The organism is uncultured Brevundimonas sp. (genome assembly GCF_963977465.1).
Lineage (GTDB): Bacteria > Pseudomonadota > Alphaproteobacteria > Caulobacterales > Caulobacteraceae > Brevundimonas.
Map to the genome: position 1 here is coordinate 82,891 of NZ_CAXBOQ010000008.1, position 14,819 is coordinate 97,709.

A 14,819-nucleotide genomic window follows, 5' to 3' on the forward strand; every position below is an offset into this window, starting at 1 on the left:
GGGCTTGAGCGCACGATCGCGCCAGCGATCGTCCTTGCGCGAAAGGGTGAGGGGTTAAGGTGCCCGGACGTCCGCCGCCGGACGCCCTCACCCTCCCACTCGCTGGCGCGAGCGGGCCCCTCCCTCTCCCCTCGGGAGAGGGATCGGTTGGATCAGAACGCCTCGGCAGGCATGTCCATCAGCACCTCGGCCCCGGTCTTCATCTTGACCAGATGGGCTTCGGCGTCGGGCAGGATGCGTTCGACGAAATAGCGGCCGGTCTGCAGCTTGGTGACATAGAAGGGGTCAGTATCGCCGGCGTCGATTTTCGCCTGGGCGGCCTTGGCCATCTGGGCCCACATATAGGCCAGCGCCGTCAGGCCGAAGATGTGCAGATAGTCGGTCGAGGCGGCCCCGGCGTTGTCGGGGTTGGCCATGCCGTTCTGCATCAGCCACATCGTGCCGTCCTGCAGCTTCTTCTTCACATCGGCCAGGCCGTCGACGAACGGCTTGATGGGCGTATCACCGTCGTTCTCGCTGACGAAGGCGTCGATGTCGGCGAACCAGCTCATGATCGCCCGGCCGCCCTTGGACGGCAGCTTGCGACCGACCAGATCCAACGCCTGGATGCCGTTGGCCCCCTCGTAGATCATGGTGATCCGCGCATCGCGCAGATACTGACTGGCCGGGAAATGCTCGGTATAGCCACTTCCGCCGTGCACCTGCATGGCCAGCGAGGCGACGTGGAAGCCCTTGTCGGTCAGGTAGGCTTTCAGCACCGGGGTGACCAGACCCATGTAGTCGCTGGCCTTCTGAGCCTCGGCTTCATCGTCGGAATGCTGCAGATCGGCCTGCAGGGCGGTCCACAGGATGAAGGCCTGGCCGCCCTCGACGAACGCCTTGGCTTCCAGCAGCATGCGACGCACGTCCGGATGGACCATGATCGGATCGGCGGGGCCGTCCGGGTTCTTCGGCCCGGTCAGACTGCGACCCTGCAAACGGTCCTGAGCAAATTCGACGGCAGCCTGATAGGCGGCAGTGCCGATCGACAGGCCCTGCAGGCCGGTGCCGAGGCGGGCCTCGTTCATCATCACGAACATGGCGGCCATGCCCTTGTTCTCGGTTCCGACCAGCCAGCCTTTGGCGTTGTCGTAGTCCATCACGCAGGTGGAATTGCCGTGGATGCCCATCTTGTGCTCGAGGCCACCGCAGCCCGCGCCGCTGTTGCGCTCGCCGAGACTGCCGTCGTCATTGACGAACACCTTGGGGACGACGAACAGGCTGATGCCCTTGATCCCGGCCGGGGCGCCCTCGATCCGGGCCAGCACCAGATGGATGATGTTGTCGGTGAAGTCGTGCTCGCCCGAGCTGATCCAGATCTTCTGGCCGGTGATGTTGAAACTGCCGTCGTCATTCGGCACAGCCTTGGTGCGGATCAGGCCCAGGTCCGTGCCGCACTGCGGCTCGGTCAGGTTCATGGTCCCGCCCCATTCGCCGGTGGCCATCTTGGGCAGGTATCTGGCCTTCAGCTCATCCGAGCCGTTGGCGTTCAGGCCCCAATAGGCCCCGGCCGTCAGGCCCGGATACATCGAGAAGGCGGCGCTGGCGGCGGCGGTCATCTGGCCAAAGGCCATGGCCACGACCGAGGGCATGCCCTGGCCCCCGTGCTCGGGCAGGGCCGACAGGGCGGGCCAGCCGGCGGCGACCATCTGCTGATACGCTTCCTTCCAGCCGGTCGGGCCGGTGACCTTGCCGTTATCCCATTTGCAGCCTTCCAGATCGCCGACCCGGTTCAACGGGGCGATGACTTCCTCGGCGAATTTCGCGCCCTCCTCCAGAATCTGGTTGACCAGATCCGAGGAGACGTCGGCGAAGCCCGGCTGGTTGGCGTAACGGTCGATATCCAGAACGTCGTTCAGGATGAAGGTCAGGTCGCGGACGGGCGCCTTGTAGGCCATGGGATTACGCTCTCGCTTTGAAGGGCTGGATCAGGGAGTGGCCGGGCCCGTGATCGGGGTTGAGCCGGGCCTTGAGCAGATTGGCGTATTCGTCGGCACCGGGCAGCAGGTCGGGGCGATGTTCGCCCAGCTTGCGTTCCATCACGGCGCAGGCCTCCTCGGCCGTCTCGATGGCGGCATCGAGGTCTTCGCGCTGCTGTTTCAAGGCCGAGATCTGGGCCCTGTGGCGGCGCAGGGCCACGGCCATCTGGTGGGCGTTGTGATCATCGTGATCATAGAGGTCCAGCATCTCCTGGATCTCGAGCAGGGAGAAGCCGATGCGGCGACCGCGCAGGATCAGCTTCAGTCGGGCCCGGTCGCGGCCGTCATAGACCCGGGTCTGACCCTTGCGGGCCGGGGTCAGCAGGCCCTTGTCCTCATAGAAGCGCAGGGCCCGCGCCGTCGCGCCGAACTCGCGGCAGAGCTGCCGGATCGAATAGGTGCGGTGATCGTCTGCGGTCGCCATGCGCAAGTCATAACTTGACGCGCACGTAAAGGGAAGGTTTTTCCCGTCAGCTCGCCGGGCGGGCGCGGAACCACAGCACCGGGATGGTGATGCCCAGCAGCAGGACATTGGTGATGGCGGGACCGAAATCAGCCCCGATCAGGTGAAGCGCCAGCATGAGGCTCTCCAGCGCGACCAGGCCGGCGGCGGCGGTCACCAGCAGGGGGCGACCGACGCGCCAGGACAGAAGCGGAACCAGCATCAAAGCGGCCAGAACGACTTCGGCCAGACCCAGGCCCCGCACCAGATTTTCGCTGACCAGGGCGGGCCAGCGCATCAGCTGGATCAGATTGGCCATCGGCTCGGTCAGCTTGGCATAGCCGGCACCGACGAAGAACATCGCCAGCCAGCCCTGCAGCGTCCACAGCGTCAGGTTCAGAAAATCCGCCTGGGCGCGGCGGCGGGGGGTCAGGGTCTGTGTGTTCATGGTCTTGCAGAGGGTCGATCGGGAGGGGAATGGGAGACGCGAACTGTAACTGACACTACATCAGATCGTCGGATCGAAACCGCAAGGGGGCGGTCGCCGCCGTAACATTCTGTGATGCCTCTGACCCGAGCTACGGGGCGGAAGCATGGCCGTATGCATACGCTTTTGTAATCTCGGTCCCGTTAATGGTCACGCTTAACAAAACAGGTCATAGGCGCGGCGCGATGCCTCCAGTCGGGCCAGCTTGGCCGCGAACGGTTCCCAGTCGTCGCGCTCGGCGATCGCCGCCCACAGGGCCTCGACCTCATCGATCAACATCTCCTCCGGATCGGCGGCGGAGAAGACCGGATGCTCCAGCCGCTCGGGTCGATCGCTCTCATGATTGAACAGGGCGGCGCGGAAGGCTTCGAAGGTCTCGCCGCGATAGAGGCCTGCCCTCGGGCTGGCCATGGCCCGCGCCGAGGAGGCAAAGCCGCCGAACCAGTCGAAGAACAGCGGCTCCCACCGCAGGGCCGCGCCGGATTCACGCAGGAAGGCCAGGGTCGCGTCCAGCAGCACCTGGTCAGCCTCGTCGCCGGCGCTGCACACGCCTAACCGCATCAGGAAGGCGGCCCGCAGTTCACGGATATAGGCGGGCCCGAATCCGTTCAGGGCTTCGGTGAGGGGCTCGGCGTCGGCCACCAGCTTCAGGCATCCGGCCAGCTGGGTCAGGTTCCAGAACACAGCCTCAGGCTGCCGGGCGAAGGCATAGAGTCCGAACTGGTCGAAATAGGCGGCGGTGAAGCCGGGTTCGTAATGGGGCAGGAAACGCCACGGCCCGTAGTCAAAACTCTCGCCGGTGACGTTGAGATTGTCGGTGTTGAGCACACCGTGGACGAAGCCGGCGGCGATCCAGCGGGCGCTCAGCCGGGCCGAGGCCTCGACCACGGCGCGCAACAGGCCGGGCGCGTCCCCGGCAGCGACCCCGGGGTGGTAGAGGCCGCGAACATGCTCGACCAGTGTGGCGATCATATCCGGCCGTTCGTGCCAGGCCGCGCGCTGGAAGGTCCCGAACCGCACATGGCTGTGGCTCAACCGCACCAGAACGGCCGAACGGGTGGGCGAGGGTTCATCACCGCGCTGCAGCGCCTCGCCGGTTTCGATCAGGCTGAAGGCGCGACTGGTCGGCACGCCGAGGGTTTCCAGCAGGGTCGCGGCCAAGACCTCGCGTACCCCGCCCTTCAGCGTCAGCCGCCCGTCGCCACCGCGCGACCAGGGCGTGGTGCCGGACCCCTTGGTGCCGAGATCCAGCAGGCGGCCGTCATTGTTGGCTCCATCGCTCGCGCCGCGGGCGCTCGCTGCTTGAGGGCGTTCCCGCAGCTGCGCCGCCAGGAAGCCGCGACCGTCGCCCAGGTCGGCGTTGTAGCTGCGGAACTGGTGGCCGTGATAGCGCATGGCCACGGGACCGGGCTGGCCGGGCAGGGGCTGAAAACGGCCGAAATGGGCAACCCATTCGGCATCGCTCAGGCCGTCCAGCCCGACCTCGGCTGCGGCCCGATCGTTGCGAAACCGCAGGATTGTCCGGGGGAAGTCCGCAGGCTCCACCGGGTCGGAAAAGTCGCCGCCCAGGTCGGGGAAACGCGGGTCGGGGCGATAGCTGGGGGACACGGGCATGGAGGGCAGATGTTGCCTGTTGGGCCGAAGCGCAACTCCGGATTCCGCATGCGGGAGTTGAGCCGCCAGACCGTGGCGTCTATAGCGTCGTTCAGAGATCAGGCTTGAGTCGACCGTCGGCCCTTTGGCCGGGTCGGACGACGGGGCCAGGCCGGCGCTGCCGCGAGGTGGGTGAACCCGGTCCGACGTCAGTCGATAACCTGATGTCACAACAGTCTTTTGATCCTGGAGACCTGCTTTGCCGCGCAAGAACAAGCTCGCTGCCCTGACGGCCGACGTCGCCGCGGCGCTTCCGGACGTCTTTGTCTCGCGCAAGGCTACGCTGGACTTCCTCAAGACCGAGTCCGCCGCGGGCGTGTTTCTCGGCCTGGCCGCGATGGCGGCGCTGATCCTCGCCAATTCGCCATGGTCCGATCTGTATTTCGGCTGGTTGAAGAGCGTTCACGTCCTGCAGGTCGGCCCGCTGCGGCTTGAGGAGTCGATCTCCAACTGGATCAAGGAAGGCCTGATGGCCATCTTCTTTCTGGTCGTCGGCCTCGAGATCAAATTCGAGATTGTGCGCGGGGAACTGAGCGATCCCAAGAAGCTGGCGACGCCGATCCTGGCGGCCGTCGGGGGCATGATCGCCCCGGCGCTGGTCTATCTGGCGGTGGCCGGCCTTCTGGATGGTCCCCATCGCGGCTGGCCGGTGCCTTTGGCCACCGACATCGCCTTTGCTCTCGCTATTTTCGCCCTGGTCGCCAGCAAATTGCCGCCGTCATTGCGGATATTCCTGCTGACCCTGGCGATAGTCGATGACCTCGGTGCCATCGGGCTGATCGCCATCCTGTTCAGCGACGGCGTCAACTATCAGCCGCTGATCGCCGTCGCCGGACTGCTGGCGATCGGAGCGATGGTGGTGCGGGCCAAAAAGGTCTCTGCCGCCTTCTGGGTGCTGGGCTTTGCCCTGATCTGGTACCTGACGATTCTGTCGGGCCTCAGCACGTCCCTGACGGCAGTCCTGTTCGCCCTGATCGTCCCGGTCAACGAACGGAAGTCTGACGACCAGAGTCCGTTGAAGGAGGCGATGAATGACCTCCACCCCTATGTCGCCTTTCTGGTTTTGCCGTTGTTCGCCTTTGCCAAGGCCGGGGTCAGTTTCTCCGGGTTGACGCTGGAACAGGCCTTTGCCCCCCTGGTGCTCGGAATCGCCCTGGGCCTGTTCATCGGCAAACAGATCGGCGTCTTCGGCGCGGCCTGGCTGGCGTCGGCGTTTAAGATCGGCCGTCGACCGACCGATGCGACCTGGCTGGAGCTCTATGGCGTCAGCCTGCTCTGCGGAGTCGGCTTCACCATGAGTCTGTTCATCGGCATTCTGGCCTTCCCGGGGGCCATCGACTCGCCGCTACAGGTTGAGGTGAAGCTGGGTGTGTTGGGTGGTTCGGCGTTGTCGGGCATCGTGGCCGCCCTGGTACTTGGGTTGGCGACGCGCCGTCGCGAGCGCCAGAATGCCATGGTCGCGGCGAAGGACGGTCAGTAAGCGTTCGAATGTCTTCGGACATTCGAATATATCGCGATCACTTTGTGCGCGCCGCTCCGGGAAGTCCGGCGACTGAACCAATACCGGGCCGGGCCGGACCTTGACCTTACGTCATGCTGTTTTGTCGCTTTCGCGTCACAGTTTGGTCGATGGAGTGGCGGGAATCAGGCCCTTAACGCTGACGCTCCTTGTCGCTTCCCCGGCGTTGGACTACCGAATCTATTGAACACCCGCGTCTCGCCAAGAAGGACGTGGTTCAGGGAACAGGAAACGCCGAGACCGTGTGAACCGGTCCGGCCTCACAGTCGGGAGCCGTCGATGCGCCTTCATAACCTTCTTCGCAGCACTGCCTCAGCCGCAGTCATGGGCGCCGTCGCCTTCGGCTTCGCCGGTGCCGCCTCCGCCCAGTCCGGGCCGACCACGGTCGATGACATCATCGTCACCGCCCAGAAGCGCGAGCAGAACCTCCAGGACGTGCCGATCGTGGTCACGACCCTGTCGCAGGAGTCGCTGCAGAACGCCGGCGTCCACGACATCAAGGATCTGCAGATTCTGACCCCGGGCATGACGGTCACCTCGACCCAGTCGGAAGCCTCGACCACCGTCCGTATCCGCGGCGTGGGCACGGTCGGTGACAACCCCGGTCTGGAAAGCTCGGTCGGCGTGGTGATCGACGGCGTGTACCGTTCGCGCAACTCGGTCGGCTTCGGCGACCTCGGCGAAATGCAACGCATCGAGGTCCTCAAGGGCCCGCAGGGCACGCTGTTCGGCAAGAACACCTCGGCCGGCGTCATCAACATCATCACCGAGGCCCCGTCATTTGTTCCGGGCTTCAACGCTGAACTGACGTCGGGCAACTACGGCCAGATCGGCATGTCGGCTTCGGTGACCGGTCCGCTCACCGACACCCTGGCCGCGCGTCTGTACGTCGCCCATCGCCAGCGTGACGGCTTCTACAACGTCGACACCGGCGACGGCCCGCGCACCACGACCGACGACGCCAACCAGAATTTCTCGACCATTCGCGGTCAGCTGCTGTGGCTGCCCACCGACTCGATCTCGATGCGGTTGATTGCCGACTATGCCGAGCGCAGCGAATATTGCTGCGTCGGCGTGCAGATCCGCACCGCCAACACCTATCCGTTCATCGACGGTCTCTCCGTTGGTACCGGCCAGGCCCCGCCGGCCGCCGGCAACGGTCCGCTGCCGTTCTCGCGCACGGCCTATGCCAACCGCGAAACCGGTCAGGATATCGAGGACAAGGGCGTTTCGCTCGAGATCAACGTCGACCTGGAGGGTTTCGGTGGCGCGACCCTGACCTCGGTGACGTCGGCTCGTGAGTGGACGTCGTCGCTCGGCATGGACATCGACTACACCGGTGCCGACATCGTCTATCGCAACAACGACGGCGAATATGGCTACGGGGTCAAGAACCTGACCCAGGAGTTCCGTCTGGCCGGCGCGACGGAACGCGTTGACTGGCTGGTCGGCCTGTTCGCGACCAAGGAAGAGATCGACCGGAAAGACAGCTGGTATTTCGGCGCGGACTACACGCCCTTCCTGTCGTACCTGCTCAGCGCCGGTCTCGCCGCCGGTGGCGCGCCCTTCCCGATCAGCCCGTTCACCATCCCCTGCTATACGGCAGCGGGTCAGACGGCTGCGGGGCTGGGTGCCTGCCTGACAACCCAGGGTGCTGTCGGCGGCGGGGGCCCCGGCTTTATCGTCGGTCAGGGCTATCGCGATGCCTACCAGCAGGAGTCGACCTCCTTCGCCATCTTCACCAACACCAGCTGGCACGTCACCGACGCGTTCGATATCACCCTGGGCCTGCGTTATACCCAGGACGACAAGAGCCTCGACGGGCAGCAGCTCAACACTAACGGCAACGGCAACACCTGCGGTGCCGCCTTGGCCAATAACACAGCTACCGGCACTCTCCTGGGGGCAGGCGCTGCTAACACGATCGCCGGCACCATCTGCCTGCCATGGGCCAACGTCTTTTTTAACAATCGCACGGTCGCCGAAGAGTTCGACGATGGCGAACTGAGCGGCACGATCAAGGCATCGTACCGCCTCAACGACAGTGTCATGGTCTATGGCTCGTACGCTCGCGGCTACAAGAGCTTCGGCTACAACCTGGACCGGACCCAGAGTGGCATCACGCCGAATGCGTCGCTGCTGTTCCCGTCGGAAGTGGTCGACAGCTACGAAGCCGGCATCAAGACCACACTGTTCAACCGGTCTGTCCTGCTGAACGCGACCTATTTCGACCAGACCTTCACCGACTTCCAGCTCAACACCTTCCTCGGCACCGCCTTCGTGGTGGAGTCGATCCCGGAGCTGACCACGCGCGGTGTCGATGCCGACTTCCTGTGGTTCACGCCGATCGACGGCCTGAGCCTCCAGGGTGGCGTCACCTACACCGACGCGAAATACGGCAACTTCACTGCGGCTGACCTGTCATCTCCGGGCAATTTCCCGCAGCTGTCGCTGCTGCCGGGTGCGCGCGCCTCGTTCGCTCCGGAATGGTCGGCAACCGGGTCCGTGAATTTCGATCGGTCGATCGGTAACGGCCTGCGCATCGGCATGAGCCTGGCCGCCAAATATTCGACCGAATACAACACCGGTTCCGACCTCCTGCCGTACAAGCAGCAGGATGCATTCACGCTCCTCAACGGCCGTATCATGCTGGGCACGGACGACGAGCGCTGGACGGTTGAAATCTGGGGCCAGAACCTGACCGACGAGGAATACGTTCAGGTCGCCTACAATGCGCCACTGCAGGGCTCGGCATTCCAGAAGACGGTCCAGCCCAACGGCACCTACTACAACCCGGCGGCGGATACCCAGAGCTATGATGCTTTCCTGGGCCAGCCGCGCACCTACGGCGTGACCCTGCGCGCCAAGTTCTAGACCAGACGCCGCGAGGCAACGACAAGGCCGGCCGGGGGCAACCCCGGCCGGCTTTTTCTTGTCCGAAGTATTAGTCAGACTGCGGATGTGCGTTGAACGGTGGGGTGTTGTCGGCTGCCGCGAACCTGGCAGGGTTGCAGCCTGCTCACAGGTCGAAGGCGCTCTGCTCGACAGGTCTTCCGCAGGCTTCGATCAAAGCGACGCCGATAGTGCCCACACGAGCAGGGCGGTACAGGCAGTGCTGCCATAGCACAGACGCATGGGGCGATTGCGCCTGCTTCAGCGGCGCGCAATCAACGGCTAACGTCCGCCGACCGGGAGAACGGGCCATCTGACCCGTTTACATCCCCACCTGATCAGCCGGCACCTTCGGGCTCTCCGGCGTGTGGCGCTGGCTCTCGAACATCTTGTGCATACGCCGGACAAAGAAGCCGGCGATGTCGTCGACGATGGTGAAGATGGCGGGGATGTAGAGCAGCGACAGGAAGGTCGAGGTGATCAGCCCGCCGATCACGGCGATAGCCATTGGCTGACGGAAAGCGACGTCGGCCCCGAGGCCGACGGCGATCGGCATCATGCCGGCACCCATGGCCACGGTGGTCATGATGATCGGCCGCGCCCGCTTGTGGGCCGCGTCGAGCAGCGCCTCATAACGGGTCATGCCGCCCTTGCGGGCCATGATCACATAGTCGACCAGCAGGATCGAGTTCTTGGCCGCGATGCCCATCAGCATCAGAATCCCGATCAGCGACGAGATCGAGAAGGCGGATCCGACCAGCAGCAGGCCGATAAAGGCACCGCCGATGGCTAGCGGCAGGGCGGCCATGATGGTCACCGGCAGGGCAAAGCTGCGGAACAGCAACACCAGCACCGCGTACATCAGCAGCAGACCTGACCCGAAGGCGATCGAGAAGCCGGAGACCATCTCGGCCAGGAATTCGCTGTCGCCGGACGGCACCTCGCGCACGCCGGGCGGCAGGTTCTTGACCGACTCCAGCGCCCGCACGCGCTGGGCGGCCTCGCCGACGGTGATGCCGTCCAGTTCGGCGGTAATCGTGCCCACGCGCGATCGATTGCGGCGACTGATCTCGGACGGTCCGGCCCCGAAGGTGATGTCGGCCACCGCGCCCAGGGGCACAGCGGCCCCGCTCGACGTGGGCACCCGCAGGGTCTCGATCACCGACAGGTCCTGGCGCGCCGCCTCGCTCAGCATCAACCGGATCGGGATCTGCCGGTCGCCGAGATTGTATTTGGGCAGGTTCTGCTCGACATCCCCCAGGGTCGCCACCCGCACTGTCTGCGAGATGGCCCCGGTCGAAACGCCCATCAGGGCCGCCTGATCGGCCTTGGGCGTAACCAGGATTTCCGGCCGTGCGATCGAGGCAGTGTTGACCACATTGGCCAGGCCGGGAACGTTGCGCATCTCGTTTTCGACCGCGCGCGTCGCACTCTCCAGCGCCGGGCCGTTGTCGCTCAGCAGCGACAGGCTGAAGCGGGTTCCGTCGCCCGGGCCGCCGCCGCCGCCCCGGCCCGCGCCGATCCGCGCGCCGGGGACGTCACGAAACTGGTCGACCATCAGGCGGATGAATTCCTGCTGGCCCAACCGGCGGTCGCCCTTGTCGACCATGTCGGCGATGACCGTGGCGCTGGCCACGCTGATCGAACTGTAGACCGACTCGACCTCGGGGCGCTGGGTCAGCACCTGCGTCACCCGTTCGACGATCGCGTCGGTTTCCTGCAGCGTCGCGCCCGGCGGCAGTTCGACGCTGAACGAGGCGCGGCCCTGATCGCCGGCCGGGAACGGCTCCGCCGGCACCTGCATGCCCAGGAAAATCGAGCCGGCGAAGATGACGATGCCGGCCGCGAACACCTTCCAGCGGTGCCCCAGCGAGATCCGCAGTGCCCGCAGATAGGGGGCCATCCAGAAGGGGTCGGCGTCGTGGTGCTTGCTCGAATGACGCAGCAGATAGGCGCCCATCAGTGGCGTCAGCATCCGCGCCACGACCAGCGAGAAGAACACCGCCACGCACGCCGCCAGGGCGAAGGCGATGAAGAACTGGCCGATGATGCCGGGCATGAAACCGACCGGGGCGAACACGGCGATGATGGTGGCGGTGGTGGCGACCACGGCCAGACCGATCTCGTCGGCTGCCTCTATCGCGGCGTCATAGGGCGACTTGCCGTCGCGCATGTGCCGGACGATGTTCTCGATCTCGACGATGGCGTCGTCGACCAGAATGCCGATGACCAGCGACAGCGCCAGCAGGGTGACGCCATTCAGGGTCTGGCCGGTCGCCGCCAGCACCGCGAAGGCCGGGATCAGCGACAGCGGCAGGGCCACGGCGGCGATGGCCGTCGCCCGCAGGTCCCTCAGGAACAGGAACACCACCAGAACCGCCAGCGCGGCCCCGATCAGCAGGGCTTCGACCGAGGCGAGATAGCTCTCCTCGATATTTTCGACGTTCGAGGTGATTTGCTGGATCGACACCTCCGGGTGGGCTTCGTCCAGTTCGGCCACGACCTCCCGCACCCGCTCTGCGACCTTGACTTCGCTGGCCCCGCGCGACCGCAGCATGTTGAAGGTGACGACCTGCTGCCCGTTGTGGCGCGCGAACGAGCGGGGCTCGGACCAGGAGTCCTCGACCCTGCCGATGTCGCCCAGCCGCACGCTGTTGCCGCCGGCCAGGGTGATCCGGGTGTCGCGCAACTCCTCCAGCGAATCCGCGGCACCGGGCACGCGGATGGCGCGCTCCGACCCGGCCACGGTCACACGGCCGCCCGGCAGGTCGCTGTTGGCCGAGACCAGCGACTGGCTGACCTGGGCCGCGGTGACGCCGCGCGCCGCCAGACGGTCGGGATCGATCTCGACCCGGATTTCGCGGTCGACGCCGCCGCGGCGGTTGACCTCGCCGATCCCCGGAATCGCCAGCAGCGCCCGACTGACGTCGTTGTCGACGAACCAGCTCAGCTGCTCCGGGCTTAACGACGGGGACTGCACCACATAGGTGATCAGGCTGTCGCCGGTGATGTCGATCCTCTGGACCGTCGGCTCCTGCATGTCCTGCGGCAGGGATGAGCGCAGCCGCGCCATGGCGTTGCGCACATCGTTGGTGGCCCGCTCGACGTCAGTGCTCAGCTCGAACTCGATAATCGTCGTTGAATAGCCGTCGCCCACCGTCGAATCGATCGACTTGACGCCACCCAGGCCGACGACGGCGTCCTCGATCAGGCGCGTGACCTGCGTCTCGAGCTCGCTCGGTGCGGCACCCGGACGGCCGGCCCCGACGTAGATGATCGGGGCTTCGACGTCCGGGTTGTTGTTGATCCCCATGGTGCTGAATCCGACCACGCCCGCGATGGTCAGGACCAGAAACAGCAGGATGACCGGGATCGGGTTCCGGATGGACCAGGCGGAGATGTTGTTCATGCTCAGTTGGCCTTGACGGCCGGTGCAGCCGCCGCAGGGGTCGCCGGAGCGACCCGCACACGATCGCCCTCGCCGAGGAAGCCGGCACCGGAAACGATGATGCGGGCCCCGGCCTCGACGCCGGTGACGGCGGTCCGCTCGGCGCTGCGCGTCACGATGACCACGGGCCGGAAGCGGGCGCGGCCGTCACTGCTGAGGATGAAGACGCCCGAGCGATTCTCCCGGTACAGGACCGCCGCCGTCGGCACGGTCACCGCGGGCTGTGACCCGACGTCGATAAGGGCACGGGCGAACATGCCGGGTCGGAAGCCGCCGCCGGTCACGGTGATACGGGCGATACCCAATCGCGTCTGGGGATTGACCTCGGGGGTGACGATGCGAACGCGGCCGGTGGTCTCGCCCACCTGATCCGAGGAGACGACGGCACCCTGTCCGGCGCGGATCGCACCGAGATCGGTCTCCGGCACCTGGGCATCCAGTTCCAGCCGGCCGTCGCGGACGATGCGGAACAGCTCGCTCCCGGCCGAGATGATCTGGCCCCGCGTGACGCTGCGGCTGATGACCAGGCCGGAGACGGGCGCCTTGATCGTGGCCTGCGACAGACGCGTCTGGGTCTCGGACAGTGAAGCCTCGGCGGCGGACACATTGGCGCTGGAAGCGCGCTGGTTGGCCAGCGCCGTGTCCAGCGAGGCCTGGCTGAGGTAGCCCCGTTCCTTCAGGTCCTGGGCCCGGCCCAGCGCCGCCTGGTCGCGCGCCGCATTGGCTCGTGCCGTCTCCAGCGCCGCCTGACGTTGACGCAACTGGGCCCGCAGCAGGTCGTCGTTCATCTGCACCAGACGCTGGCCCTGACGGACATAGGCCCCCTCATCGACATAGACCCCGGTGGCGGTCAGCCCGCCGGTCTCGGCCCCGACCGGTACCTCTTCCCAGGCCGAGATGGTCCCGGAGGCGGTGACGGTGCGCGGCAGGTTTTCGAGCACGGCGGTGGCCACGGTGACCGTCTGGCTGCTGCCGCCTTCACCGGCTTTGGTTTCGGTTTCGGCTGTCTTGTCGCCACCGCAGGCAGCGAGGCTGAGAACTGCCGCGACGATCAGTCCCGCGCGCAGTGCCGTTCTGGAGTTGGCCAAAATCAAAAATTCCCTGTCGGGACCCGCCAGGGTGAGCTGGCGAGCCTGTCGTGCCTCCGGTCAACAGAGACGTCTAGCGAGGCCGCTCATAGCCTGTCCGGGGCGGTGCCTCAAACGATCAGGCGCTCTCTTACGCCGAAGTAATCTGGCGCTGACCGCCCGGCCGGCGCGGAGTTGCGCAGGCACAGGCTGGATTGGCGTTTGCGGCCCACCGTGCTACCGGCGCGACCATGCCGACTCCCCCGATTGATCGAATTCGCAACTTCTCCGTCGTCGCCCACATAGACCACGGAAAATCAACGCTTTCTGACCGGTTGATTCAATTCACCGGTGGGCTGACCGCGCGGGAAATGAGCTCGCAGGTTCTGGATTCGATGGATATCGAGAAAGAGCGGGGCATCACCATCAAGGCGCAGACGGTGCGGCTGAACTATACGGCGAAGGACGGGCTGGATTACGTCCTGAACCTGATGGACACGCCCGGTCACGTCGACTTTGCCTATGAGGTCTCGCGCTCGCTGGCGGCCTGCGAGGGCAGCCTGCTGGTGGTCGATGCGTCGCAGGGCGTCGAGGCCCAGACCCTGGCCAATGTCTACCAGGCCATCGACAACAACCACGAAATCGTCCCGGTCCTGAACAAGATCGACCTGCCCGCGGCCGAGCCCGAGCGGGTGCGTCAGCAGATCGAGGATGTGATCGGCCTCGACGCCTCCGACGCCGTGCTGTGCTCCGCCAAGTCGGGCATCGGCATCGAGGAGGTGCTGGAGGCTATCGTCACCCGCCTGCCGGCCCCCAAGGGTGATCCCAATGCGCCGCTCAAGGCGCTGCTGGTCGACGCCTGGTACGACCCCTATCTGGGCGTGGTCGTGCTGGTGCGCATCTTCGACGGCACGCTCAAGGCCGGCCAGCGCATCAAGATGATGCAGCACGGCTCGACCCATCTGATCGATCGCGTCGGCGTCTTCCTGCCCAAGAACACCCCGGTCGACCAGCTCGGCCCCGGCGAGATCGGCTTCTTCACCGGCCAGATCAAGGAGGTGGCCGACGCCGCCGTCGGCGACACCATCACCGACGAGAAGAAGCCCACGGCCGAACCGCTCAAGGGCTTCAAGGACGTGCAGTCGGTGGTGTTCTGCGGCCTGTTCCCGGTCGACGCCGCCGATTTCGAGGACCTGCGCGCCGCCATCGGCCGGCTGCGCCTCAACGACGCCAGCTTCACCTTCGAGATGGAATCCAGCGCCGCCCTCGGCTTCGGCTTCCGCTGCGGCTTCC

General features: G+C 65.8%; 9 protein-coding genes. 3 read left to right on the forward strand and 6 right to left on the reverse strand.

Annotated elements, in window-relative coordinates; genetic code table 11:
- Positions 1 to 152: 152 nt before the first annotated feature.
- The 4 genes from AAC067_RS15555 to AAC067_RS15570 form a co-directional block, all read right to left on the reverse strand.
- Positions 153 to 1,937 carry an acyl-CoA dehydrogenase C-terminal domain-containing protein gene (locus AAC067_RS15555; protein WP_339933765.1) on the reverse strand — a complete coding sequence of 595 codons (1,785 nt, stop codon included), beginning with the start codon at positions 1,935 to 1,937 and terminating at the stop codon, positions 153 to 155.
- A 4-nt stretch (positions 1,938 to 1,941) separates the two neighbouring features.
- Positions 1,942 to 2,442: a MerR family DNA-binding transcriptional regulator gene (locus AAC067_RS15560; RefSeq protein WP_339933766.1), complete on the reverse strand. Its 501-nt coding sequence runs from the start codon at positions 2,440 to 2,442 to the stop codon at positions 1,942 to 1,944.
- Positions 2,443 to 2,488: 46 nt separating this feature from the next.
- Positions 2,489 to 2,908: a DoxX family protein gene (locus AAC067_RS15565; RefSeq protein ID WP_339933767.1), complete on the reverse strand. Its 420-nt coding sequence runs from the start codon at positions 2,906 to 2,908 to the stop codon at positions 2,489 to 2,491.
- 195 nt (positions 2,909 to 3,103) lie between these two features.
- Positions 3,104 to 4,561 carry a YdiU family protein gene (locus AAC067_RS15570; RefSeq protein WP_339933768.1) on the reverse strand — a complete coding sequence of 486 codons (1,458 nt, stop codon included), beginning with the start codon at positions 4,559 to 4,561 and terminating at the stop codon, positions 3,104 to 3,106.
- Positions 4,562 to 4,799: 238 nt separating this feature from the next.
- On the opposite strand from AAC067_RS15570, the gene nhaA reads away from it, so the two are divergent.
- The gene (gene nhaA / locus AAC067_RS15575; RefSeq protein WP_339933769.1) at positions 4,800 to 6,080 is read left to right on the forward strand and encodes a Na+/H+ antiporter NhaA; all 1,281 of its coding nucleotides are present in this window, start codon (positions 4,800 to 4,802) and stop codon (positions 6,078 to 6,080) included.
- Positions 6,081 to 6,398: 318 nt separating this feature from the next.
- Positions 6,399 to 8,993, forward strand: coding sequence for a TonB-dependent receptor (locus AAC067_RS15580; RefSeq protein WP_339933770.1), 2,595 nt, complete (start codon positions 6,399 to 6,401; stop codon positions 8,991 to 8,993).
- A gap of 340 nt (positions 8,994 to 9,333) precedes the next feature.
- On the opposite strand, the gene AAC067_RS15585 is transcribed toward AAC067_RS15580, so the two are convergent.
- On the reverse strand, positions 9,334 to 12,420 hold the full coding sequence (locus AAC067_RS15585) for an efflux RND transporter permease subunit (protein ID WP_339933771.1): 3,087 nt from the start codon (positions 12,418 to 12,420) through the stop codon (positions 9,334 to 9,336).
- Positions 12,421 to 12,422: 2 nt separating this feature from the next.
- A complete protein-coding gene (locus AAC067_RS15590; protein WP_339933772.1) occupies positions 12,423 to 13,547 on the reverse strand; it encodes an efflux RND transporter periplasmic adaptor subunit in 1,125 nt (374 codons plus the stop codon).
- 230 nt (positions 13,548 to 13,777) lie between these two features.
- Here AAC067_RS15590 and lepA point away from each other — a divergent pair.
- Positions 13,778 to 14,819 (forward strand): translation elongation factor 4 (gene lepA / locus AAC067_RS15595; RefSeq protein WP_339933773.1); only part of this gene is annotated, 1,042 nt, incomplete at its 3' end.

What these genes read in the sequence shown, in the direction of transcription:
- AAC067_RS15555 (WP_339933765.1), bottom strand. Translation starts at nt 1,937, where the DNA reads ATGGCCTACAAGGCGCCCGTCCGCGACCTGACCTTCATCCTGAACGAC.
- AAC067_RS15560 (WP_339933766.1), bottom strand. Translation starts at nt 2,442, where the DNA reads ATGGCGACCGCAGACGATCACCGCACCTATTCGATCCGGCAGCTCTGC.
- AAC067_RS15565 (WP_339933767.1), bottom strand. Translation starts at nt 2,908, where the DNA reads ATGAACACACAGACCCTGACCCCCCGCCGCCGCGCCCAGGCGGATTTT.
- AAC067_RS15570 (WP_339933768.1), bottom strand. Translation starts at nt 4,561, where the DNA reads ATGCCCGTGTCCCCCAGCTATCGCCCCGACCCGCGTTTCCCCGACCTG.
- AAC067_RS15580 (WP_339933770.1), top strand. Translation starts at nt 6,399, where the DNA reads ATGCGCCTTCATAACCTTCTTCGCAGCACTGCCTCAGCCGCAGTCATG.
- AAC067_RS15585 (WP_339933771.1), bottom strand. Translation starts at nt 12,420, where the DNA reads ATGAACAACATCTCCGCCTGGTCCATCCGGAACCCGATCCCGGTCATC.